The following is a 21,360-nucleotide window of genomic DNA, read 5'->3' on the forward strand; positions in this document are numbered from 1 at the left end:
CAGGCAAGCCAGCTCCCACACTTGAATGTATTCACAAATCAAATGTGGGAGCTGGCTTGCCTGCGATGAGGCCCGTCAGAACGCCATCAAGCCTCAGGCCAGAACGCCCGAATGCCTGCCACCCCCTGAGCCCCGGCTTCCCAAGCCTGCTCACGCTCAGCCGGTCCTACCCCGCCCAGCAGGAACACCGGCTTGCTGAACCCACTGATTAACTGCGCCGCCTGTTCCCAACCCAGCGGTTGCCCATCGGGATGCGTCTGGGTCGGCTGCACCGGCGACAGCGTGACAAAATCCACATCCATCTGCTCGGCCAGTGCCAGCTCTTCGGCGTTATGGCAAGACGCCACCAACCAGCGGTCCTTGCCGAACGGGCGACCCTTGCTCGCATACTTGCGCAGTTGCGCCGAGGTCATGTGCCAGCCGGCGGAAGGAAAATCACCCAGCCATTCGAACGGCCCCTTGAGCATCAGTTGCGCCTTGCCGGCACACAAGCCCACCGCGTCCACCGCCAGATCACGGTACTTGGGGTCGTAACCGTTGGGCGCACGCAGCTGGACCAACTTGATTCCGCCGGCGATGGCTTTCTGGATACCACGCAACAGCGTCGGGGTTTCCAGCTCTCCCGGAGTGATCAGGTATTCAGCCGGCAAACGTGCCGCAGCCACAATCGGCGCATTCGCCGCCGGGAACTCATAGTCGAGCAGGTCCCGAGGGGCCACCCATTCCAGCGGCTGCCCTTCGGCACCATGGGGTTCGCCGGTGAACGACGAGACTTCCCAGACATCCAGCAACACCTGTTTGTCCGGGTAGTCGTGCTGAACCTTGATCAACGGTCGCGCGGTGGTGACCTGGATACCCAGCTCCTCCTGCAACTCGCGGGACAGCGCGGCAGAGACCGACTCATCCGCCTCCACCTTGCCCCCGGGAAACTCCCAGAGGCCGCCCTGGTGCTGGGTATCGGCGCGGCGCGCGAGCAGAATCCTGCCGTCGACGCTCCGAATCACCGCTGCTGCTACATGCACTCGCTTCACCGCATTTTCCCTCTGGCTATCAGGTGCGGTATTCCGCATTGATCTTCACGTACTCGTGGGACAGGTCGGTGGTCCAGATGGTTTCGCTGCAATCGCCGCGACCCAGCTCGATACGGATGGTGATCTCTTCCTGCTGCATCACCGCCGATCCCTGGGCTTCGGTGTAAGTCTCGGCACGAGCGCCGCGGCTGGCAATGCATACACCGCTGAGGAACACGTCGATCTTGCTCACATCCAGATCCGGCACACCGGCACGCCCCACGGCGGCAAGAATGCGCCCCCAGTTCGGGTCGGAGGCGAACAGCGCGGTCTTGATCAGCGGCGAATGCGCCACGGTGTAGCCCACGTCCAGGCATTCCTGATGGTTACCGCCGCCATTGACTTCAACAGTGACGAACTTGGTGGCACCTTCACCGTCACGCACGATGGCCTGGGCCACGTCCATGCACACTTCGAACACCGCCTGCTTCAATGCGGCGAACAGCGGGCCGCTGGCCTCGGTGATTTCCGGCAGGTTGGCCTGGCCGGTGGCGATCAGCATGCAGCAATCGTTGGTCGATGTATCGCCGTCGATGGTGATGCGGTTGAACGACTTGTTGGCGCCGTCCAGGATCAGGCTGTGCAGCACGTCGCGAGAGACCTTGGCGTCAGTGGCGATGTAACCGAGCATGGTGGCCATGTTCGGACGGATCATGCCCGCTCCCTTGCTGATACCGGTGACGGTGACGGTCACGCCGTCGTGCACGAACTGGCGGCTCGCACCTTTCGGCAGGGTGTCGGTGGTCATGATGCCGGTGGCCGCGGCCGCCCAGTTATCCACAGACAGGTCGTCCAGCGCGGCTTGCAGCGCACCTTCGATCTTTTCCACCGGCAGCGGCTCACCGATCACACCGGTGGAGTACGGCAGCACCTGGCTGGCATCCACACCGGCCAGTTGGGCCAGCTTGGCGCAGGTGCGCGCGGCGGCCACCAGGCCAGGCTCGCCAGTACCGGCGTTGGCGTTGCCGGTGTTGGTCAGCAGGTAACGGATGTTGCCGGCCACACGCTGCTTGGCCAGGATCACCGGCGCAGCGCAAAAGGCGTTGAGGGTGAACACACCGGCAACGGTCGAACCTTCGGCACAGCGCATCACCACCACGTCCTTTCGCCCCGGACGCTTGATGCCGGCCGAAGCGATACCGAGTTCAAAACCGGCAACCGGGTGCAATGTGGGCAAAGGACCAAGACCAACAGCCATGAATGCGCTCCTTAAAATGTGGTGATGTCTGTGCCGTCGTACTCGACGGTGAAATTAATGGCAAAACGCCGCGACGGCAAAGGCCAGTCGCGGCGCAAGGTATTGCAGTGTCAGGCAAAAATCTTAGTTGATTTCGCCGTGGCAGTGTTTGAACTTCTTGCCCGAACCGCACCAGCACAGTTCGTTGCGGCCCAGCTTCTGATCGTTGCGCACCGGAGTTTGGGCCAGGGCCACGTCGACCTCTTCGCCCAACACTTCCGGCTGCTCGAGGCCCGGGGCTTCGTCATGCTGGAACTGCATGCGCGCGGCCAGCGCCTCGGCCTCTTGACGCAAACGGGCTTCTTCCTCGGCCGGGTCTTCGCGACGCACCTGGACGTGGGACAGCACGCGAATCGAATCGCGCTTGATCGAGTCCAGCAATTCGGAGAACAGCGTGAACGACTCGCGCTTGTACTCCTGCTTCGGGTTCTTCTGGGCATAGCCACGCAAGTGGATACCGTGACGCAGGTGGTCCATGGTCGACAGATGGTCTTTCCACAGATCGTCCAGCACACGCAGTACGATTTGCTTCTCGAAGGTGCGCAGCGCTTCGGCGCTCGCCTGCTCTTCTTTCTCGTTGTACGCGACCAGCAGGGCGGCCAGCAGTTTTTCGCGCAGGGTTTCTTCGTACAGGTGGTCGTCTTCGTCCAGCCATTGCTGAACCGGCAAGTCGACGCCGAAGTCGCTCTTCAACGACGCTTCCAGGCCGGCAATATCCCACTGTTCAGGCAGGGACTGCGGCGGAATGTGCGCGCTGACGGTGGCGCTCAATACATCCTGACGGAAGTCTTCAATGGTTTCGCCAATGTTGGTGGCAGCCAGCAACGTGTTACGCATGTGATAGATCACTTTACGCTGTTCGTTGTTGACGTCATCGAACTCGAGCAATTGTTTGCGGATGTCGAAGTTGCGGCCTTCAACCTTGCGCTGGGCCTTCTCGATGGCGTTGGTCACCATGCGGTGCTCGATCGCCTCGCCGGACTGCATGCCCAGGGCCTTCATGAAGTTCTTCACCCGGTCCGAGGCGAAGATGCGCATCAGGCTGTCTTCCAGGGACAGGTAGAAGCGGCTCGAACCGGCATCACCCTGACGACCGGCACGACCACGCAACTGGTTGTCGATACGGCGCGACTCGTGACGTTCAGACGCGATCACCTGCAAGCCACCGGATTCCAGCACGGCTTGGTGGCGCTTCTGCCAGTCAGCCTTGATCTGGGCGATCTGCTCGGGGGTCGGGCTTTCCAGGGAGGCCACTTCCACTTCCCAGTTACCGCCCAACAGAATGTCGGTACCACGACCGGCCATGTTGGTGGCGATGGTCAGCGCGCCTGGGCGACCGGCCTGGGCGATGATCTCGGCTTCTTTTTCGTGGAACTTGGCGTTGAGGACCTTGTGCTCGATACCTTCCTTGTTGAGCAGGTTCGATACGTGCTCGGAGGTCTCGATGGTGGCGGTACCCACCAGGATCGGACGCCCCTGGGCCATGCCTTCTTTAATGTCGTTGATGATCGCCGCGTATTTCTCTTCGGCGGTCAGGAATACCAGGTCGTTGAAGTCTTTACGCGCCAACGGCTTGTTCGGCGGAATGACCATCACGGCCAGGTTGTAGATCTGATGGAACTCGAACGCTTCGGTGTCCGCCGTACCGGTCATGCCGGACAGCTTGTTGTACAGACGGAAGTAGTTCTGGAAGGTGGTGGACGCCAACGTCTGGCTTTCGGCCTGGATGTTGAGGTTTTCCTTGGCTTCGATGGCCTGGTGCAGGCCTTCGGACAGACGGCGACCCGGCATGGTACGACCGGTGTGTTCGTCGACCAGCACGACCTGGCCGTCCTGGACGATGTACTCGACGTTGCGGTGGAACAGCTTGTGGGCGCGCAGGCCGGCATACACGTGGGTCAGCAGGCCCAGGTTGTGCGCCGAGTACAGGCTTTCGCCTTCTGCGAGCAAGCCGATCTGGGTCAGCATGTCTTCGACGTACTGGTGGCCCGACTCGTTGAGCTCGACCTGACGGGTCTTCTCGTCGATGGTGAAGTGACCTTCTTTGGTCACCACGCCTTCCACTTCCTCGACGTGCTGGGTCAGGCGCGGGATCAGCTTGTTGATTTCGGTGTACAGGCGCGAGCTGTCTTCGGCCTGGCCGGAGATGATCAACGGAGTACGGGCTTCGTCGATCAGGATGGAGTCGACTTCGTCGATCACGGCAAAGTTGAGTTCGCGCTGGAATTTTTCTTCCATGCTGAACGCCATGTTGTCGCGCAGGTAGTCGAAACCGAATTCGTTGTTGGTGCCGTAGGTGATGTCGGCGGCGTAGGCGGCGCGCTTCTCTTCGGGCGGCTGGAATGGCGTCACCACACCGACGGTCAGGCCGAGGTATTCATAGAGCGGGCGCATCCAGTTGGCGTCACGGCGGGCCAGGTAGTCGTTCACCGTCACCACGTGCACGCCCTTGCCGGACAGTGCGTTGAGGTAAACACCCAGGGTCGCCACCAGGGTCTTGCCTTCACCGGTACGCATTTCGGCAATCATGCCTTCATGCAAGGTCATGCCGCCGATCAACTGGACGTCGAAGTGGCGCATGCCCATGACACGCTTGCCGGCTTCACGGGCAACCGCAAAGGCTTCGGGCAGCAGCTTGTCGAGGGTTTCACCTTTGGCTATGCGGGCCTTGAACTCTTGGGTCTTGGCGCGCAATTGCTCATCCGACAGAGCAACCATCTGCTCTTCGAGGCCATTGACCAGCTGCACCGTCTTGAGCATGCGTTTGACTTCGCGCTCATTCTTGCTTCCAAAAAGTTTCTTTAACAAAGGCGCAAACATATCGGCAGGTTCTTCCACACATAGGGATGGAGGGCGCACCGTCAGTGGCCCGAGCAGCCCTCACGGCCGCATGCGAACGCGCATTCTACCCGGATTCGTGGGTGAGGAAAGTGGCGTTGTTCCCCGATGCTGGCATGGTGCTGTGAGAGGGCTTGTTTAAAATAAGGGCTTTTGCCGGAACTTCAACCCATGCGGCGCAGAAGTTACCGATTGATTTCACCGGCAAAGTCCTGTCGGGACGTGTCCCAACGGGGAATACGAGCGCTTTCTGCTAAGATGGCAGCTCTGTTACTTAAGGTGTCCAACAATGGCATTTCGCCCTATCACAGCCCGCGCACCCGCCGTGTTGCTTCGCGAAGCCAGACCGTTAAAAGCCATTTTCGGACATGCCCAACGCCTGGGCCGCCTGCAACGCCTGCTTGACAGCCAACTGCAACCCGCTGCCCGGGAACACTGCCATGTGGCCTCTTTGCGCGAAGGTGACTTGCTGTTGATCGTCACCGACGGTCATTGGGCGACCCGCCTGCGCTATCAGCAAAAACGCCTGCTGCGCCAGCTGATGGTGTTCGATGAGTTCGCCAACCTGCGGCGCATCCAGTTCCGCGTACAGCCCCCCACGAACCCGCCGGTGCCGGCCGGGCACGCGCCGGACCTGTCCACGAACGCCGCCGAAACCCTGCAGGAAACCGCCAGCGGCATCAGTGATCCGCGTTTGCGCGCGGCGCTGGAGCGGCTGGCCGCCCACGCCAAGCCCAAACCCTGAGCGTTATTTGCGCTTGCTGCCACCCAGCAACGAGCCCAGCAAGCCACGCACCAGTTGCCGCCCCATCTGATTGGCGGCCTGTTGCATCGCCGATTTCAGCGCCTTGCCGGCGGTGGTGCCCAGGAAGGCGCCAGCCTTGTCGGTAAAGCTCGGCTCCTCGCCGGCCGGCTTGGCCTCCTCGGTCGGCCCCAATTCCTTGCGTGCCATCAACACTTCGTAGGCCGACTCCCGGTCGATCGGTTTGTCGTAACGCCCCTGCAAGGGCGAACTGGCGACCAGCGCCGCACGCTCGGCATCACTGAGCGGCCCGATTCGCGATCGCGGCGGCGCCACCAGCACGCGCCGTACCACCTCCGGCGTGCCCTTTTCCTGCAAGGTGCCCACCAGCGCCTCACCCGTCCCCAGCTCGGTCAGCACCGACAAGGCATCAAATTCGGGGTTGGGCCGAAAACCATCCGCCACTGCCTTCAAGGACTTCTGCTCTTTGGCGGTGAACGCCCGCAAACCATGCTGGATCCGCAACCCCAGCTGCGCCAGCACGGTGTCAGGCAAGTCGCCCGGGGACTGGGTGACGAAATACACGCCGACGCCTTTGGAACGAATCAAGCGCACCACCTGTTCCAAACGGTCTTGCAACGCCTTGGGCGTATCGGCAAACAACAAGTGAGCTTCATCGAAGAACAATGCCAGCAGCGGCTTGTCAGCATCGCCCCGCTCAGGCAATTGCTCGAACAACTCCGCCAGCAGCCATAACAGAAACGTTGCATACACCTTGGGCGCTTCATGCACCAGGCGGCTGGCATCCAGCAAGTGAATGCGCCCGCGACCGTCGGCGGCGGGGTGCAGAATATCTTCAAGCTGCAGGGCCGGTTCGCCGAACAGGGCTTCGGCGCCCTGCTGCTCCAGCACCGCCAGGCGCCGCAACAGCGCCTGACTGGAGCCGGTGGTCATTAGCGCAGCATCTTCACCCAGCAACTCCGGGTGATAGCGCAAGTGGTTGAGCAGTGCCTTGAGGTCCTTGAGGTCCAGCAACAAGAGGCCTTCGCGGTCTGCCACTTTAAAGGCGGCGTACAGGGCCGACTGCTGGCTGTCAGTCAGTTCCAGCAGACTGCCGAGCAACAACGGCCCCATTTCGCTGAGGGTGGTGCGCAAGGGATGACCGGACTGCCCGTGCACATCCCACAACGTGACGGGATAAGCCTTGGCCGTGTAGTTCAGGAAAGGCATTCCGGCGATGCGCTCAGCCACCTTGCCCTGGGGCGTGGCCGCCGCACCGAGGCCGCACAGGTCGCCCTTGATATCTGCTGCGAATACCGCAACGCCTGCATCGCTGAAGGCCTCGGCCAGACGCTGCAACGTAACGGTCTTGCCCGTGCCCGTGGCGCCCGCGATGAGCCCGTGACGGTTGGCCAGGCGCATGGACTGGCCGATGGGCTGACCGCCAAGGTCGGCACCGATAAGGAGTTGCGTGGAGTCAGGCATTTCGTCACCCATGGTTAATCTTTAGTGCGAATTGGCGCGCTTCCACAAGATCGCGCCTTGGATATAAAGACCTTAGCGGACGCTACAGGCGTTGAACAAAAATCTGCGCTGCCAGCAGTCAAGTCGAAGCGTTGAACAGCGAAACGGTGATCAAGGCGTTGCAAGCCACCCTGCGAGCCTGCACCGACCTGGAACACCAGGCCGCACGCCTGAAACAATTGGTGGGCAGTTTCCGCATCTGATCCAGCAGCCCGCCGCTCACTCGTCGGCGGGCTGTCATTCTTCTTCAGTCTTACGCTTGCGCTGCTCCCGTTCCCACAACTCGGCGGCACCGGGAAAATCGGTGCCATCCTCACTGTCCAGCTCGTCCGGATCGAATCGGCTCAAACAGCCCTCTCCCAACGTCACCGGGGCCTTTGAGGTGGCTTTGTCCAATGGATCACTCATCGATCAGTCCTCTGGGGGCAAAGAAAAAGGGCCTGGGACGATTTAACGCCCAGGCCCTGTGTTCTTCAATCAAAACCGCCGATCAGAACACGACGGTCTTGTTGCCGTGCACCAGCACGCGGTCTTCCAGGTGGTAACGCAGGCCACGGGCCAGGACCATCTTCTCGACATCACGGCCAAAACGCACCATGTCTTCGATACTGTCGCTGTGGCTGACGCGTACCACGTCCTGCTCGATGATCGGACCGGCATCCAGCTCTTCGGTCACATAGTGGCAAGTTGCACCAATCAGCTTCACACCGCGCAGAGAGGCTTGATGGTAAGGCTTGGCGCCCACGAACGACGGCAGGAAGCTGTGGTGGATATTGATCACCTTGCCGGCGTATTCACGGCACAGTTCCGGCGGCAGGATTTGCATGTAGCGCGCCAGCACCACCACATCGGCTGCGTGCTGCTTGACCAGCCGCGAGACTTCGGCGAAGGCCGGCTCCTTGTCCTGAGGATTGACCGGTACGTGGTAGTACGGAATGCCGTGCCATTCGACCATGCTGCGCAGGTCGTCGTGGTTGGAGATCACGCAAGCGATCTCGCAGTCCAGTTCATCACTGTGCCAGCGGTGCAACAGGTCGGCCAGGCAATGGGATTCACGGCTGGCCATCAACACCACGCGTTTTTTCTGCTCGGTGTCGGTGATCTGCCAGGTCATCGAAAACTCTTCGGCAATCGGCGCGAAGGCCTCGCGGAAGGCCTCAAGACCGAAGGGCAGCGAATCGGCACGAATTTCGTGACGCATGAAGAACCAACCGCTGAGATTGTCCGAGTGATGGCTCGCCTCGGTGATCCAGCCATTGTGGGCGGCCAGAAAGTTACTGACTTTGGCAACGATGCCAACCCGGTCCGGGCAAGCGATCACCAGCCGAAAAGTGCGCATTAGGGGAAAACTCCAGAACTTCGCAAAGGCGGCCATTCTAGCGATTACGCAGAAAAACTGCAGTATTCCTTGGCGCTTATTCTGGTGTCTCGACCTGGCTACGCCCCTTAATAGCGTAAGGTTTTACCACCACTATATGAAGCGCCCGCAGTGACTCGAGCAATATCCCAGGGTTTAAGAAAATTATCTTCGGGCATACGACCTACTAATTAATTCGATTGCAGGGCATTTCCAAAACAATCAAAGCAATTCACATAAATACACTCTTACATGTTTACTTGCAGAAATTGCCTGACTATTATTAGGCCACTTCCCTGCCAATCAGCGCTTTACACAAGGTATATCCACATGTCTCTGATCAACGAATACCGTGCCACCGAAGAAGCGATCAAAGAGCTGCAAGCCCGTTTGAAGAACCTGTCCCAAGACGACAAACTGCAAACCGAGCTGGAATTCGAAGGCAAACTGCGCGCCCTGATGGGTGAGTACTCCAAATCCCTGCGCGATATCATTGCGCTGCTGGATCCGGAGTCGAAAGTTAAAGCACCGCGTGGCGCTGTAAAAACTACCGGCACCAAACGTGCTCGCAAGGTCAAGCAATACAAAAACCCGCACAACGGCGAAGTGATTGAAACCAAAGGTGGCAATCACAAAACCCTGAAAGAGTGGAAAGCCAAGTGGGGCGGCGACGTGGTGGAAGGCTGGGCTACCCTGCTGGGCTAAGCACAACAGAGCTTGCACTTGAGTCCGCCCTAATAAAAAACGCCAGCTTGCTGGCGTTTTTTTATTTTCCGAATACTCTCGGTTACTCGATTACAGTCCCAGGCGAAGCGCCAAAGAATCTGCATACTCCTGCCATTGATCCAATACCTGACGCTGAAACGGTGTAGCACTACCGAGCAACTCCTGCCGCGCCTGCTTAAATGCTCCAAGGGTGTTCGGTGCCCCCCATTCAGGGGTCGACAAACGTTGCTGGCAAAAAAGCCGCCAGCGCTCTTGTTCTTCCTCGCTCAAGGTGCCGGGAAAGTTGCGAGCACGGTAGCGAAACAGCAATTCAGGCAAACGATGATCATCAAACGGCCATTGCTGATGGGCTAATTGTGCAGGCTCTGCGCTCCGTACTTGCTCACATAAGCGGCGATCTCGATCACCAATAAAACCATCGTAGAGCTGCTGCTCCGGATCTGCGCTCGGTGCAAAATCCTCCTCGGCATAAATCGCCGCCAACTTTTCGCCCCAAACTTTCTGTGCGTCAGTTAGTCGCAGCGTGCGCTCCTGACAAATCGCCATATCCAGTTGCAGGCGCTCACGATCTTCAGCCCGCAGCACGCTCAATGGCGCAACCACCGGGCAGCGGTTGATATGCACCAGCTTGAGCGGTACAGGCAACTCGCCTTCGGCGAGGTCATCGCGACGGGTATAAAGACGGCGGCGCAGCGTATCGGCATCCAGTTCCAGCAGCCCCCGGGGATCCAGGCCCAGGTCGCAGACGATCAACGCATTGCGATTGCGCGGGTGCCAGGCCAACGGCAGTACGACCCCCAGATAATGACGCTCGGCGGAAAACCGTCCGGAGATATGCACCATGGGTTGCAGCAATCGCACCTGGTCCATGACCCGCTGTTTGCTGCGCAACTGAAACAGCCAGTCGTAGAGCCTGGGCTGTTTCTCGCGAATCAGCCGCGCCAGAGCAATAGTGGCGCGTACGTCCGACAAGGCATCGTGCGCCTGGCCATGATCGATACCGTTGGCGTGCGTCAGACGCTCCAGCTTGAGCGTGACTCGCCCCTCCTGCTCGGGCCAGACAATGCCCTCTGGCCGCAACGCATAAGCCGTGCGCACCACATCGATCAAATCCCAACGGCTGTTGCCGCCCTGCCACTCCCGCGCGTACGGGTCGAAAAAATTGCGATAGAGGCTGTAGCGCGTCACTTCATCGTCAAATCGCAATGTGTTGTAGCCGGCGCCACACGTGCCCGGCGCGGCCAATTCGGCATGCACGCGGGTCATGAAGTCGGCCTCGGCCAACCCCTTTTCGGCCAGTATCCCTGGAGTAATCCCGGTTATCGCACAGGCCGCCGGATGAGGCAGGATGTCATCACTGGGCAGACAATAAAGATTGACCGGCGGCCCGACCTCATTGAGTTCAAGGTCGGTACGAATGCCGGCGACCTGAAGCGGACGATCGCTGCGCGGGCTGATGCCGGTGGTTTCATAGTCGTACCAGAAAAGAGTGGTCACGGGCTATTCCTGTACTGAAGATCCGCAAAGTCTAGGTGCTGGACAGCCTCCAGGGCCAGCGATACCTGCACTGTACAAACATCCAGTAAAACCTTGAGTGGTTGCTTCCACCGTCGACACTGCTAGCATCCGTGTCTCCAAACCGCTTTGCACTGCCAAGGATCGCGATGCCATCAGCTCCCCTGGACACCCGCTACCAGATCGAGACCCCGGAGGGTATCGACCTGCCATTGCGCCCGGCAGGCCTGCTGCCACGCTCACTGGCCTTTGCCTTCGACCTGGGCATCCGCGGGATTATCATGGGCGTCATGCTGCTGCCGCTGTCCCTGCTCGGCAACATTGGCATCGGACTGGGCTCATTGCTGTTGTTCCTGGTCAGTTGGTGGTACATGGTGCTGTTTGAAGTGCTCAATCAGGGCCACACCCCGGGCAAGCAGGTCATGGGATTACGCGTGATACATGACGATGGCACACCTATCGGCTGGTCCGCTTCCCTGATCCGTAATCTGCTGCGTTTTGTCGACATGCTGCCCTTCGGCTACTTCCTGGGTGCGATCAGTTGCCTGCAACACCCACACTTCAAACGGCTGGGTGACCTCGCTGCTGGCACGCTGGTGATCTACCGTGAACAGCCCCTCAACCGCCCCAAAGTGCCGCAAGGCATGGCACTGCGCCTGCCGTTTGCCCTGGACCTGACTGAGCAGCGGGCCATTCTTGGCTTCGCCGAACGCCAGGGCGAACTCTCCCCGGAACGGGTTCACGAACTGGCGTCCATCCTGGCAACACCTCTGCAGGTATCTCCGGCTCGCGCCACCGAACAATTGAATGGCGTGGCCCGCGGCCTGCTGGGGCCAACATGAAGCAGAGCCTTTTCGAAAGCCGTCACCAACCCCAATGGCAGGCATTCGAGGACAGCCTGAAAGCCCTGGAACAAGGCAAGACCAAGACAGCCGACATGGGCAACTTCCCCTATCAGTACCGACGTCTTTGCCAACACCTGGCCCTGGCCCAGGAGCGCGGCTACAGCAGCTACCTGGTGGACCCGCTGCAGCAATTGGCCTTGCGCGGGCATCAACAGCTGTATCGACATCGCAGCCAGCTTTCAGCCAATGCGCTGGGATTTTTGCTGGCCGGTTTCCCCCGACTGGTACGTGAGGAATGGCGTTTCGTCCTGGTCGCCGGCCTGTTGTTCCTGGGCAGCCTGCTGGGGATTGCCCTGCTGGTCTACCTGTTCCCCGACCTCATTTACAGCATCGTCGGCCCCCAACAGGTGGCCGAGATGCAGGACATGTACAACCCCGAAGCAAGCCGTCTGGGGCGAGCCGCCGAACGCGCCTCCAGCGAGGACTGGATGATGTTCGGCTACTACGTGATGCACAACATCGGCATCGCCTTCCAGACCTTTGCCGCCGGCTTGCTGTTCGGCCTTGGCAGCGTGTTCTTCCTGTTCTTCAACGGCATGATCATTGGTGCAATTTCAGGCCACCTCACCGAAATCGGCTATGGCCAGACCTTCTGGTCATTTGTCATTGGCCATGGCGCCTTCGAACTCACGGCCATCGTCCTGGCGGGGGCGGCAGGCTTGCAACTGGGATGGTCGCTGATCGCGCCCGGTCAACTGACACGCGGCGAATCCCTGCGTCTGGCTGCGCGCAAAAGCGTGCAGATGCTCTGTGGCGTAATGCTGTTCCTGCTGATCGCAGCCTTTATCGAGGCCTACTGGTCCTCCACCACCGTGATCGCCCCCTGGATCAAATACCTGGTCGGTGCAACGCTCTGGACCAGCGTGATCGCCTACTTGACACTTGCCGGGCGGACTCACCATGCGCCTGAGTGATGCCAGCGTAGCGATCCGCCCCCGCACCGCCTGGGAAGCCATGGACCTTGGCGTGCTCATGGCCGGTGAGCATCGCGCACTGCTGATGAGCAGTTGGGCACTGATCACCCTGCCCGTGTTTGCACTGCTCACGGTGCTGCTGTGGGATTACCCGTCCACCGCCATGTTCCTGTTCTGGTGGCTCAAGCCGGCATTCGATCGGTTGCCGCTGTACATACTGTCCAAAGCCCTGTTTGGCGAAACACCCACTGGCAGGCAAGCCGTCCGCCAGTGGCCACGACTGCTCAAGGGCCAACTGCTGGCCAGCCTGACCTGGCGCAGATTCAGCCTGAGCCGCAGCTTCCTGATGCCGGTCAGTCAGCTCGAAGGTCTGGATGGCCAGGCACGTCAACAACGCCTGGGCGTCCTGCAACAACGCAATGCCGGCGCGGCCCGCTGGCTGACCACCCTGGGGGTGCACCTCGAAATCGGTCTCTGGTTCGGCTGCATGGCGCTCTTCTATCTATTCATTCCTCAACAAGTCGAACTGGACTGGGACTGGCAACGGCTGGCAACGGCGACAAGCTCGGAAGGACTGTGGCTGGAGCACCTGGGCAATTTTTTCTATGCCCTGATCCTGGTGTTCTGGGAACCGATCTACGTAGCCTGCGGTTTCAGCCTGTACCTCAACCGCCGTACGGTACTGGAGGCCTGGGACCTGGAGTTGGTGTTCCGTCGCCTGCGCCAACGCCTGAGTACTGTGGCACCGCTGGTGGCCCTGGTGATCGGATTGTGCCTGCTGCCCGTCCATCGTCCCGCCCTGGCAGATGCCCCAACGCCCGCCAAACCCGTAAGTACCCAGTCGGCGAGCCAATCGATCAAGTCGCTGCTGGAGCAGCCGCCCTTCAAAAATCCCGAGACGGTCACCCGCTACCGCTTTGGCGAAGAAAAAACCGCCGACAGGAATACATCCCACAGGGACGGCAAGCTGCCGGCCTGGCTACAAACATTGCTGGACAACTTCAACAGCAATACTTTCAAGCACTTCGCCCAAGGCCTGGAGGTGTTGCTATGGAGCTTGCTGGCTGCTGCCGTGGCGCTGTTGGTGTGGCGCTACCGTGATTGGCTGCGCACGTTCGTCAGCAAACGCAGGCCTCGCAAAACGAAGGTTTCCCGAGCGATCCCCACGCAATTGTTCGGCCTTGAGTTGGGCACCGAAACCTTGCCCGAAGACATCGCCGGCACCGCAGAGCAACTGTGGGTCAGCCAACCACGGGAAGCCCTTGGCCTGCTGTATCGCGGTCTGCTGAACCGGTTGCTGCACGACTTCAATCTGCCGCTGAAAAACGCCGACACCGAAGGACAGGTGCTGGAGCACATTCACCACTTGCATAAACCGCAACTGCTGACCTTCAGCGATGAACTGACGCAACACTGGCAGAACCTTGCCTACGGCCACCGCCTCCCGCCGGTCTCGGCTCGGGAAAAACTGTGCAATGAATGGCGTGCGCTATTCAGCCCGGGGGACGCCCAATGAACCGGTGGTGGCTGTGGCTCGGGTTATTGCTGGCAGGCGTGCTGGGAGCGGGAGGTTTTTACCTTTGGCACCACGCAATCCCTTATGACGAAGTCGTCGATCGTGGCCCCTCCCCGGAAGCCTTGACCAACCCTTATCTGGCGGCAGAACACTTCCTGCGCCAACAAGGCCTGGCGATTGAACATGCCAATAACCTCGAGCGACTGGCCAGCCTGCCAGCTCAGGGCAACAGCCTGCTGCTCTTGGGTGAACGCAGCAGCATGGCGCCAAGGCAAGTGGAGCAACTGCTGGCCTGGGTGAAATCCGGGGGGCACCTGCTGATCGTGGCCGAGGCCCTGTGGGATGAAGAAACCGGTAAAAGTGGCGACCTGCTGCTCGACCGCCTGCAACTGCATCAAGCCTTCAGCGAGGAGTTTGACGAACCCGCCCTGCCGCGCAAGAAAAAAGCACCGGACCTCACCAAGCTCTACGTGGACAATGAAACCGCGCCTGCCTATTTCAGCTTTGACACCGACTTCAACCTCATCGACCCGAGGCATCTCGCACAGTTTTCCGCCAACAGCGCCAAATCCAGCCACCTGATGCAGCTCAACCTCGGACAAGGTCGTGTCACAGTGGTGACCGACAGCGACCTATGGAAAACCCCTGCCATCGGTCGGCACGACAACGCCTGGCTGCTGTGGTACCTGAACCAGGGCACCGATGTCACGTTGCTGTTCAACACAGACGTAGACGATTTGTTCACGCTGCTGTTGCGCTACTTTCCCCAGGCACTGACAGCGTTGGCGGCATTAATTGCCCTGGCGCTTTGGCACGCGGGCATGCGTCAGGGCCCAATCCAGGCACCTGCGCCAAGGGCTCGCCGACAATTGCAGGAACATCTGAAAGCCAGCGCCGACTTCCTGCTGCGACGCAGCGGCCAGGGCACCCTTCTGCTGGCCTTGCAGCGCGATGTGCTGCGTGCCGCCAGGCATCGCCACCCAGGCTTTGAACATCTCGACACAACAGAACAGTGGCAGGCCCTTGAACACCTGACGCGCCAACCCTCCCACGCCATCAGCCAGGCCCTCGGCCCACTCCCGGTGAAACGGCTTTCCAGTGCCGACTTCAGCCGTCAGGTGGCATGCCTGCAAACCCTCAGGAACGCCCTATGAGCGAATTTCCGGCCACTCCCCCCGTGCCCGACGCAACCCTGCTACACGCCAGCCAGCAAGCCCAGGCCCTGCGGGTCGAATTGCGCAAGGCCGTGATAGGCCAGGACCCGGTGATCGACGATGTACTCACCGCACTGATCGCCGGCGGCCATGTGTTGCTCGAAGGCGTCCCCGGGCTGGGCAAAACCTTGCTGGTCCGCGCCCTGGCCCGCTGCTTCGGCGGCGACTTCGCGCGCATCCAGTTCACGCCCGACCTGATGCCCAGCGATGTCACCGGCCATGCCGTGTACGACCTGCACACCGAACAGTTCAAGTTGCGCAAAGGCCCACTCTTCACCCACCTGCTGCTGGCCGACGAAATCAACCGCGCGCCGGCCAAGACACAGGCCGCGCTGCTCGAGGCCATGCAGGAACGCCAGGTCACCCTTGAAGGCGAGGCACTGCCCATTGGTCAGCCCTTCATGGTGCTGGCGACCCAGAACCCCATCGAACAGGAAGGCACATACCCGCTGCCCGAGGCCGAGCTGGACCGCTTCATGCTCAAGGTCCGCATGGATTACCCCGACGCCCGGCAAGAGCTGGATATGGTGCGCGAAGTGACGCGCTCGTCCCGCGCCGACATGCTGGATGTACAGCCTCTGCGCACCGTACTGACGGCCGAAGATGTGCTGCAGCTACAGCAGATCGCCAGTGGTCTGGCCCTCGACGAGCAGGTACTCGATTATGCCGTGCGCCTGGCGCGAGCTACTCGAAGCTGGCCAGGGCTGACCATCGGGGCCGGCCCCCGCGCCTCGATTGCTCTGGTCCGTGGCGCGCGGGCACGGGCCTTGTTGCGCGGCGGTGAGTTTGTCACGCCGGACGATATCAAGGGCTGTGCCCTGGCGGTCTTGCGCCATAGAGTGCGCATCGCTCCCGAACTGGACATCGACGGTCTGGAGGTGGACCAGGTGCTCACACAGATGCTCGACCAGATTCCGGCACCCCGGCAATGACGCGTCCATGAAGCCCACTCGTCTGCTGTTGATCTGGCTGGGCATACTACTGGGCCTGAGCCTTGTGCTGGGCACCGCAACAGCCTTGCAAGTCAAGGTGCCCGACACCCTGCACGCCATACTCTGGGGCTTGTTCCTCGCACTGTTGCTGCTGGCACTGCTGGACGCCTTGCGATTGCGTCGTCGCCCGTCCCCACGGGTGTACCGACAGATGCCTGGCAGCCTGGCACTGGGACGCTGGGGCGAGGTACGCCTGACGCTGGAACACGATTACCCGCAGCCCTTGAAAGCACAGCTATTCGATCATGTGCCAGATGGCCTGAGCGCAGAGAACATGCCCCAGTCCATCGAGCTCCGCCCTGGCGAGCGCAGCGAACTGGGATACCGGTTACGCCCGCTGCGACGGGGGCACTTCAGTTTCAATCGGTGCGAAATCTACCTGCCCAGCCCCCTGGGGCTCTGGTCAGCACGTCGCTTTATCGACACCCAGGACGCCACACGCGTCTACCCCGATTTCGCACGGCTGTACGGCGCACAACTGTTGGATGTGAATAACTGGTTGAGCCAACTGGGGGTTCGCCAGCGTCAGCGGCGGGGACTGGGGCAGGAATTCCATCAATTGCGCGAGTTCCGCGAGGGCGACAGCCTGCGTCAGATCGACTGGAAGGCAACCGCACGGCAACGCACGCCGATAGCCCGGGAGTATCAGGATGAGCGCGACCAGCAGATCGTATTCATGCTCGATTGTGGCCGCCGCATGCGCAGCCAGGATGACGAACTGGCTCACTTCGACCATGCGCTCAATGCCTGCCTGCTGCTCAGTTATGTCGCCTTGCGCCAGGGCGATGCAGTCGGGCTCTGCACCTTCGCCGCAGATCAGCCTCGCTACCTGGCGCCCGTCAAGGGCAGCGGTCAGTTGAACCGGCTGCTCAACGCGGTATATGACCTGGACACCACGCGACGCACCGCCGATTACCCAGCAGCCGCCAGCCAGTTACTGGCCCGGCAAAAACGCCGCTCGCTGGTGATCATGGTGACCAACCTGCGGGATGAGGATGACGAAGCGTTCATGACAGCGGTCAAGCGCATCAGCCGTCAGCATCGGGTACTGGTGGCCAGCCTGCGGGAAGAAGTATTGGACCAGTTGCGCAACGCGCCCGTACAGACGTTAACTGAAGCCCTCGCCTACAGCGGCACCGTCGACTACCTCAACACACGCAACGAACTGCATGAACGCCTGGTAGCACAAGGTCTGTCGGTCTTGGACATTCTGCCTTCTGCATTGGGCCCCGCGCTGGTAACACGCTACCTGGGCTGGAAAAAAGCGGGCGTGCTGTAACCCAGGCGCCCGCTTCTAAGCGGATGCCTGCAAGGGATCGAAGCTGAAATACTGCACCAAGGCAGTGATGAGCTGCCCGTACTCTTCGGATGCCTCAAGTACGCTGAACCCGGAATCGTAATGCTGCGGGTTGATGTCTTCATGGCTCCACAGGCAGGTTGCCGTCAGGTCGATGGCATGAAGGGTGTCTTGAGGGCCGGGTACCTTCAACCGCAACTCGAAATCCACATCCACCATCATGGGCAACTGGCTGATCAACATGAGTCCATCCTCGGACGCATTGCCCAGAAACCCGATGGGTTTGTCAGTCAGGCGGTTGAACACTTGCAGAAAACAAGGCAGCTGATGCCGCTCGATCCGTCGTTCGGTAAACATGGTGAGATCGCCATCCAGTGGCCATGTTCGTGGCCGTGCCAGTGATTCGGAACGAGTACTACACCTCGCTCTCCCTGGATCTCGGTGTGACAACCGACCACTTTTGTCACCTTACAACTGCCGAATCCGGGTCTTGCCTTGGGTTATACGGAATCTTGTACAAACCAGTCTCCGAAGAATAGCCCAAGACTGGCAGCAGGCCAGCTATGAAATGACAAACATCATTACAATGGCGCCGGACGCGGCTGGGCCACGCTTGCACCGGGGTAATGCCCCAGTTGCTGCAGGGTATCGAGCCTTGCACGGGCACGGTAGGCATACTCGCTCGAAGGGTACTGATTGATGATGAACTGGTAGGTCTGAACCGCATCGACAAACAATTTCTGCCGCTCCAGGCACTGCCCGCGCAACATCGAGACCTCCGGTTGCACATAGCGCCGGGTGCGGCTCTCACGGTCGACCTGGGACAACTCCAGGGTGACGCGTTCGCAATCACCTACCTTGTAGGCGCGATACGCGTTGTTCAAATGATGGTCCATCGACCAGCGGGTACAGCCGACGACACTGACGGCCAGGGCAGCAATGAGCAAAATTCGCATGAGGGTTCTCCTGTCTTGAGCAGTGTATCGACCCCTAGTCGAAAATCTTCAAGGTTGTTCATGGATTCATCCGAAGCAAAAACAAGCGAATCGTCGATAAGTAGTGCAAACGAACAATGACTACAACGAAAGAGCATAGTAGCCTTCCCCAGCGCTTGAACTCAGGAGTCTGTGCATGTCCGTCCGTCGTACCAAAATCGTCGCCACCCTTGGCCCGGCCAGTAACTCGCCGGAAGTCCTCGAACAGCTGATTCTGGCTGGTTTGGACGTCGCCCGTCTGAACTTCTCCCACGGCACCCCGGACGAGCACAAGGCTCGCGCCAAACTGGTGCGTGACCTGGCTGCCAAGCACGGTCGCTTCGTTGCACTGCTGGGTGACCTGCAAGGCCCCAAGATTCGTATCGCCAAATTCGCCAACAAGCGGATCGAGCTGAAAATCGGTGACAAATTCACCTTCTCCACCAGCCACCCGCTGACCGAAGGCAACCAGCAAGTCGTGGGTATCGACTACCCGGACCTGGTCAAGGACTGCGGTGTCGGTGACGAACTGCTGCTGGATGACGGCCGCGTGGTCATGCGCGTCGAGACCGCGACCGAGACCGAACTGAACTGCGTCGTGATCATCGGCGGTCCGCTGTCGGACCACAAAGGCATCAACCGTCGTGGCGGCGGCCTGACGGCACCGGCCCTGACTGAAAAAGACAAGGCCGACATCAAGCTCGCTGCCGAAATGGAAGTGGACTACCTCGCGGTGTCCTTCCCGCGCGACGCCGCTGACATGAAATATGCCCGTCAGTTGCGCGACGAAGCCGGCGGTACCGCTTGGCTGGTCGCCAAGATCGAACGCGCCGAAGCCGTGGCCGACGACGAAACCCTCGACGACCTGATTGAGGCTTCCGACGCCGTGATGGTTGCCCGTGGCGACTTGGGCGTGGAAATCGGCGATGCCGAGCTGATCGGTATCCAGAAGAAGATCATCCTGCACGCTCGCCGCCACAACAAAGCGGTGATCGTGGCGACCCAGATGATGGAGTCGATGATCCAGAACCCGATGCCGACCCGTGCCGAAGTGTCCGACGTGGCCAACGCCGTGCTCGACTACACCGACGCCGTGATGCTCTCGGCAGAAAGTGCCGCCGGCCCGTACCCGCTGGAAGCGGTGCAAGCCATGGCGCGTATCTGCCTCGGCGCTGAAAAGCACCCAACCAGCAAGACCTCCAGCCACCGCATCGGCAAAGAGTTCGAAAGCTGCGACCAGAGTATCGCCCTGGCGGCCATGTACACCGCCAACCACTTCCCGGGCGTGAAGGCGATCATCGCCCTGACCGAAAGTGGCTACACGCCGTTGATCATGTCACGCATCCGTTCTTCGGTGCCGATCTACGCATTCACCCCACACCGTGAAGCCCAGGCTCGCACGGCAATGTTCCGTGGCGTGTACACCGTTCCGTTCGATCCGGCTTCGCTGGCGCCGAACGAAGTCAGCCAGAAGGCAATCGACGAACTGGTCAAGCGCGGCGTCGTGGAGAAGGGCGACTGGGTCATTTTGACCAAGGGTGACAGCTACCACACCACCGGTGGCACCAACGGCATGAAGATCCTGCACGTGGGCGACCCACAGGTCTGAGTGAGCGTTAGATGCGAAAGCCCCGACTGGTTCGGGGCTTTTTTATGCCTGAATATTTTATGTTGTCCGTTCGGCCTCATCGCGGGCAAGCCCGGTTCCCACAGTTAACTGCATTCCGATGTGGGAGCTGGCTTGCCTGCGATAGCGTCATCAGCGTTTGGTGATAAACGCCGACAACGCCGCAATCGCTTCCGGTGACTTCAACCGCTGGATAAACAGCGCGCCTTCCTCCTCGATCACCTGCCGCAACTGTTCACGGTCGACGCTTTTCATCAGGTGCTTGCTGACCTGCACGGCCCCCGTCGCCAGCGTCTCGAAACGCCCGGCAACCTCGCGCGCCTTGGCCAGTGCGGCCTCGCCACTGCTGAGCGCCTCGGTGGCAATGCCCCAGGCCGCCGCCTGCTCTCCGGTAAAGCCTTCGCCCAGCAACAACAGTTCGGCGGCCTTCGCGTGCCCAAGCAATCGCGGAAGAATCAGGCTGGAGCCAAACTCGGGGCACAATCCCAGGTTGACGAACGGCATGCGCAGACGCGCATCCCGGCTGACATAGACCAGATCGCAATGCAGCAACAACGTGGTACCGATGCCCACCGCCACCCCGGCCACCCCTGCAATTACCGGCTTTCGGCAGTTGAGCAGGCTTTTCATGAAGTTGAAGACCGGGCTGTCGAGGCTGGCGGGAGGCTCTTCGAGAAAATCGACGAGGTCGTTCCCGGCGGTAAAACATTCCGCGCTGCCCTGGATCAGCACCGCGTTGATGCTCGCATCGGCATCCGCCTGTTCCAGGGCGTCGCCCAACTGGCTGTACATGGCGCGGGTCAGGGCGTTTTTTTTGTCTGGGCGATTGAGCTGCAGGATCAGCAGCCCTTGTTCGCGCGACGATTGGATGGCATCGGTCATGGCAACTCTCGCGGCGGAAAGATTCAGCGC

At 60.4% G+C, this 21,360-nt stretch carries 19 protein-coding genes; 9 read left to right on the forward strand and 10 right to left on the reverse strand.

Annotated elements, in window-relative coordinates; all coding sequences use genetic code 11:
- Nucleotides 1–86: 86 nt before the first annotated feature.
- The 3 genes from ACW9IB_RS22630 to secA form a co-directional block, all read right to left on the reverse strand.
- On the reverse strand, nucleotides 87–1,031 hold the full coding sequence (locus ACW9IB_RS22630; RefSeq protein ID WP_457415604.1) for a Nudix family hydrolase: 945 nt from the start codon (nucleotides 1,029–1,031) through the stop codon (nucleotides 87–89).
- A gap of 19 nt (nucleotides 1,032–1,050) precedes the next feature.
- Complete coding sequence (argJ, locus tag ACW9IB_RS22635) at nucleotides 1,051–2,268, reverse strand: bifunctional glutamate N-acetyltransferase/amino-acid acetyltransferase ArgJ (RefSeq protein WP_457366211.1); 1,218 nt, start codon at nucleotides 2,266–2,268, stop codon at nucleotides 1,051–1,053.
- Nucleotides 2,269–2,391: 123 nt separating this feature from the next.
- Nucleotides 2,392–5,127 (reverse strand): preprotein translocase subunit SecA, encoded by a 2,736-nt coding sequence (secA, locus tag ACW9IB_RS22640; RefSeq protein WP_457366210.1) that lies wholly within the window; start codon nucleotides 5,125–5,127, stop codon nucleotides 2,392–2,394.
- A 307-nt stretch (nucleotides 5,128–5,434) separates the two neighbouring features.
- Here secA and ACW9IB_RS22645 point away from each other — a divergent pair, with 307 nt between their 5' ends.
- Complete coding sequence (locus tag ACW9IB_RS22645) at nucleotides 5,435–5,890, forward strand: DUF721 domain-containing protein (RefSeq protein WP_457415605.1); 456 nt, start codon at nucleotides 5,435–5,437, stop codon at nucleotides 5,888–5,890.
- Between the two features lie 3 nt (nucleotides 5,891–5,893).
- Here the strand turns inward: ACW9IB_RS22645 and ACW9IB_RS22650 are convergent, their stop codons facing one another.
- The 3 genes from ACW9IB_RS22650 to purU all read right to left on the reverse strand — a co-directional run bounded on the left by ACW9IB_RS22650 (nucleotide 5,894) and on the right by purU (nucleotide 8,750).
- Nucleotides 5,894–7,372, reverse strand: coding sequence for a helicase HerA-like domain-containing protein (locus tag ACW9IB_RS22650; protein ID WP_457415620.1), 1,479 nt, complete (start codon nucleotides 7,370–7,372; stop codon nucleotides 5,894–5,896).
- Nucleotides 7,373–7,648: 276 nt separating this feature from the next.
- Nucleotides 7,649–7,819 (reverse strand): hypothetical protein, encoded by a 171-nt coding sequence (locus tag ACW9IB_RS22655; protein ID WP_457415606.1) that lies wholly within the window; start codon nucleotides 7,817–7,819, stop codon nucleotides 7,649–7,651.
- Nucleotides 7,820–7,901: 82 nt separating this feature from the next.
- A complete protein-coding gene (purU, locus tag ACW9IB_RS22660; protein WP_457366207.1) occupies nucleotides 7,902–8,750 on the reverse strand; it encodes a formyltetrahydrofolate deformylase in 849 nt (282 codons plus the stop codon).
- A gap of 348 nt (nucleotides 8,751–9,098) precedes the next feature.
- Between purU and mvaT the strand changes: the two genes are divergently transcribed.
- A complete protein-coding gene (gene mvaT, locus ACW9IB_RS22665) occupies nucleotides 9,099–9,473 on the forward strand; it encodes a histone-like nucleoid-structuring protein MvaT (RefSeq protein ID WP_016970296.1) in 375 nt (124 codons plus the stop codon).
- A 90-nt stretch (nucleotides 9,474–9,563) separates the two neighbouring features.
- Here the strand turns inward: mvaT and sbcB are convergent, their stop codons facing one another.
- A complete protein-coding gene (gene sbcB, locus ACW9IB_RS22670; protein WP_457415607.1) occupies nucleotides 9,564–10,991 on the reverse strand; it encodes an exodeoxyribonuclease I in 1,428 nt (475 codons plus the stop codon).
- Nucleotides 10,992–11,158: 167 nt separating this feature from the next.
- Between sbcB and ACW9IB_RS22675 the strand changes: the two genes are divergently transcribed.
- From ACW9IB_RS22675 to ACW9IB_RS22700, 6 genes are read left to right on the forward strand one after another with little or no spacing between them, the layout of a single operon-like run.
- The gene (locus ACW9IB_RS22675) at nucleotides 11,159–11,851 is read left to right on the forward strand and encodes an RDD family protein (protein ID WP_457366205.1); all 693 of its coding nucleotides are present in this window, start codon (nucleotides 11,159–11,161) and stop codon (nucleotides 11,849–11,851) included.
- Nucleotides 11,848–12,828, forward strand: coding sequence for a stage II sporulation protein M (locus ACW9IB_RS22680; protein ID WP_457415608.1), 981 nt, complete (start codon nucleotides 11,848–11,850; stop codon nucleotides 12,826–12,828). Before ACW9IB_RS22675 ends, ACW9IB_RS22680 begins: the two co-directional genes overlap by 4 nt.
- Nucleotides 12,815–14,344, forward strand: a complete 1,530-nt coding sequence (locus tag ACW9IB_RS22685; protein WP_457415609.1) for a DUF4129 domain-containing protein — start codon at nucleotides 12,815–12,817, stop codon at nucleotides 14,342–14,344. Before ACW9IB_RS22680 ends, ACW9IB_RS22685 begins: the two co-directional genes overlap by 14 nt.
- Nucleotides 14,341–15,498 carry a DUF4350 domain-containing protein gene (locus ACW9IB_RS22690; RefSeq protein WP_457415610.1) on the forward strand — a complete coding sequence of 386 codons (1,158 nt, stop codon included), beginning with the start codon at nucleotides 14,341–14,343 and terminating at the stop codon, nucleotides 15,496–15,498. The genes ACW9IB_RS22685 and ACW9IB_RS22690 overlap by 4 nt, the downstream gene beginning before the upstream one ends.
- Nucleotides 15,495–16,490 (forward strand): AAA family ATPase, encoded by a 996-nt coding sequence (locus tag ACW9IB_RS22695; RefSeq protein ID WP_457366201.1) that lies wholly within the window; start codon nucleotides 15,495–15,497, stop codon nucleotides 16,488–16,490. Before ACW9IB_RS22690 ends, ACW9IB_RS22695 begins: the two co-directional genes overlap by 4 nt.
- 7 nt (nucleotides 16,491–16,497) lie before the next feature.
- A complete protein-coding gene (locus ACW9IB_RS22700; protein WP_457415611.1) occupies nucleotides 16,498–17,829 on the forward strand; it encodes a DUF58 domain-containing protein in 1,332 nt (443 codons plus the stop codon).
- Between the two features lie 15 nt (nucleotides 17,830–17,844).
- Here ACW9IB_RS22700 and ACW9IB_RS22705 read toward each other — a convergent pair whose 3' ends face one another.
- Together ACW9IB_RS22705 and ACW9IB_RS22710 are read right to left on the reverse strand one after the other, a co-directional pair.
- A complete protein-coding gene (locus ACW9IB_RS22705; protein ID WP_457415612.1) occupies nucleotides 17,845–18,204 on the reverse strand; it encodes a PilZ domain-containing protein in 360 nt (119 codons plus the stop codon).
- Nucleotides 18,205–18,428: 224 nt separating this feature from the next.
- Nucleotides 18,429–18,803 carry a tetratricopeptide repeat protein gene (locus ACW9IB_RS22710; protein WP_426216239.1) on the reverse strand — a complete coding sequence of 125 codons (375 nt, stop codon included), beginning with the start codon at nucleotides 18,801–18,803 and terminating at the stop codon, nucleotides 18,429–18,431.
- A gap of 175 nt (nucleotides 18,804–18,978) precedes the next feature.
- Here ACW9IB_RS22710 and pyk point away from each other — a divergent pair, with 175 nt between their 5' ends.
- Nucleotides 18,979–20,430: a pyruvate kinase gene (gene pyk / locus ACW9IB_RS22715; protein ID WP_457366198.1), complete on the forward strand. Its 1,452-nt coding sequence runs from the start codon at nucleotides 18,979–18,981 to the stop codon at nucleotides 20,428–20,430.
- A 150-nt stretch (nucleotides 20,431–20,580) separates the two neighbouring features.
- Here pyk and ACW9IB_RS22720 read toward each other — a convergent pair whose 3' ends face one another.
- Complete coding sequence (locus ACW9IB_RS22720) at nucleotides 20,581–21,330, reverse strand: enoyl-CoA hydratase (protein ID WP_457366197.1); 750 nt, start codon at nucleotides 21,328–21,330, stop codon at nucleotides 20,581–20,583.
- Nucleotides 21,331–21,360: the final 30 nt, after the last annotated feature.

Source organism: Pseudomonas sp. SDO524_S393 (assembly GCF_054071875.1).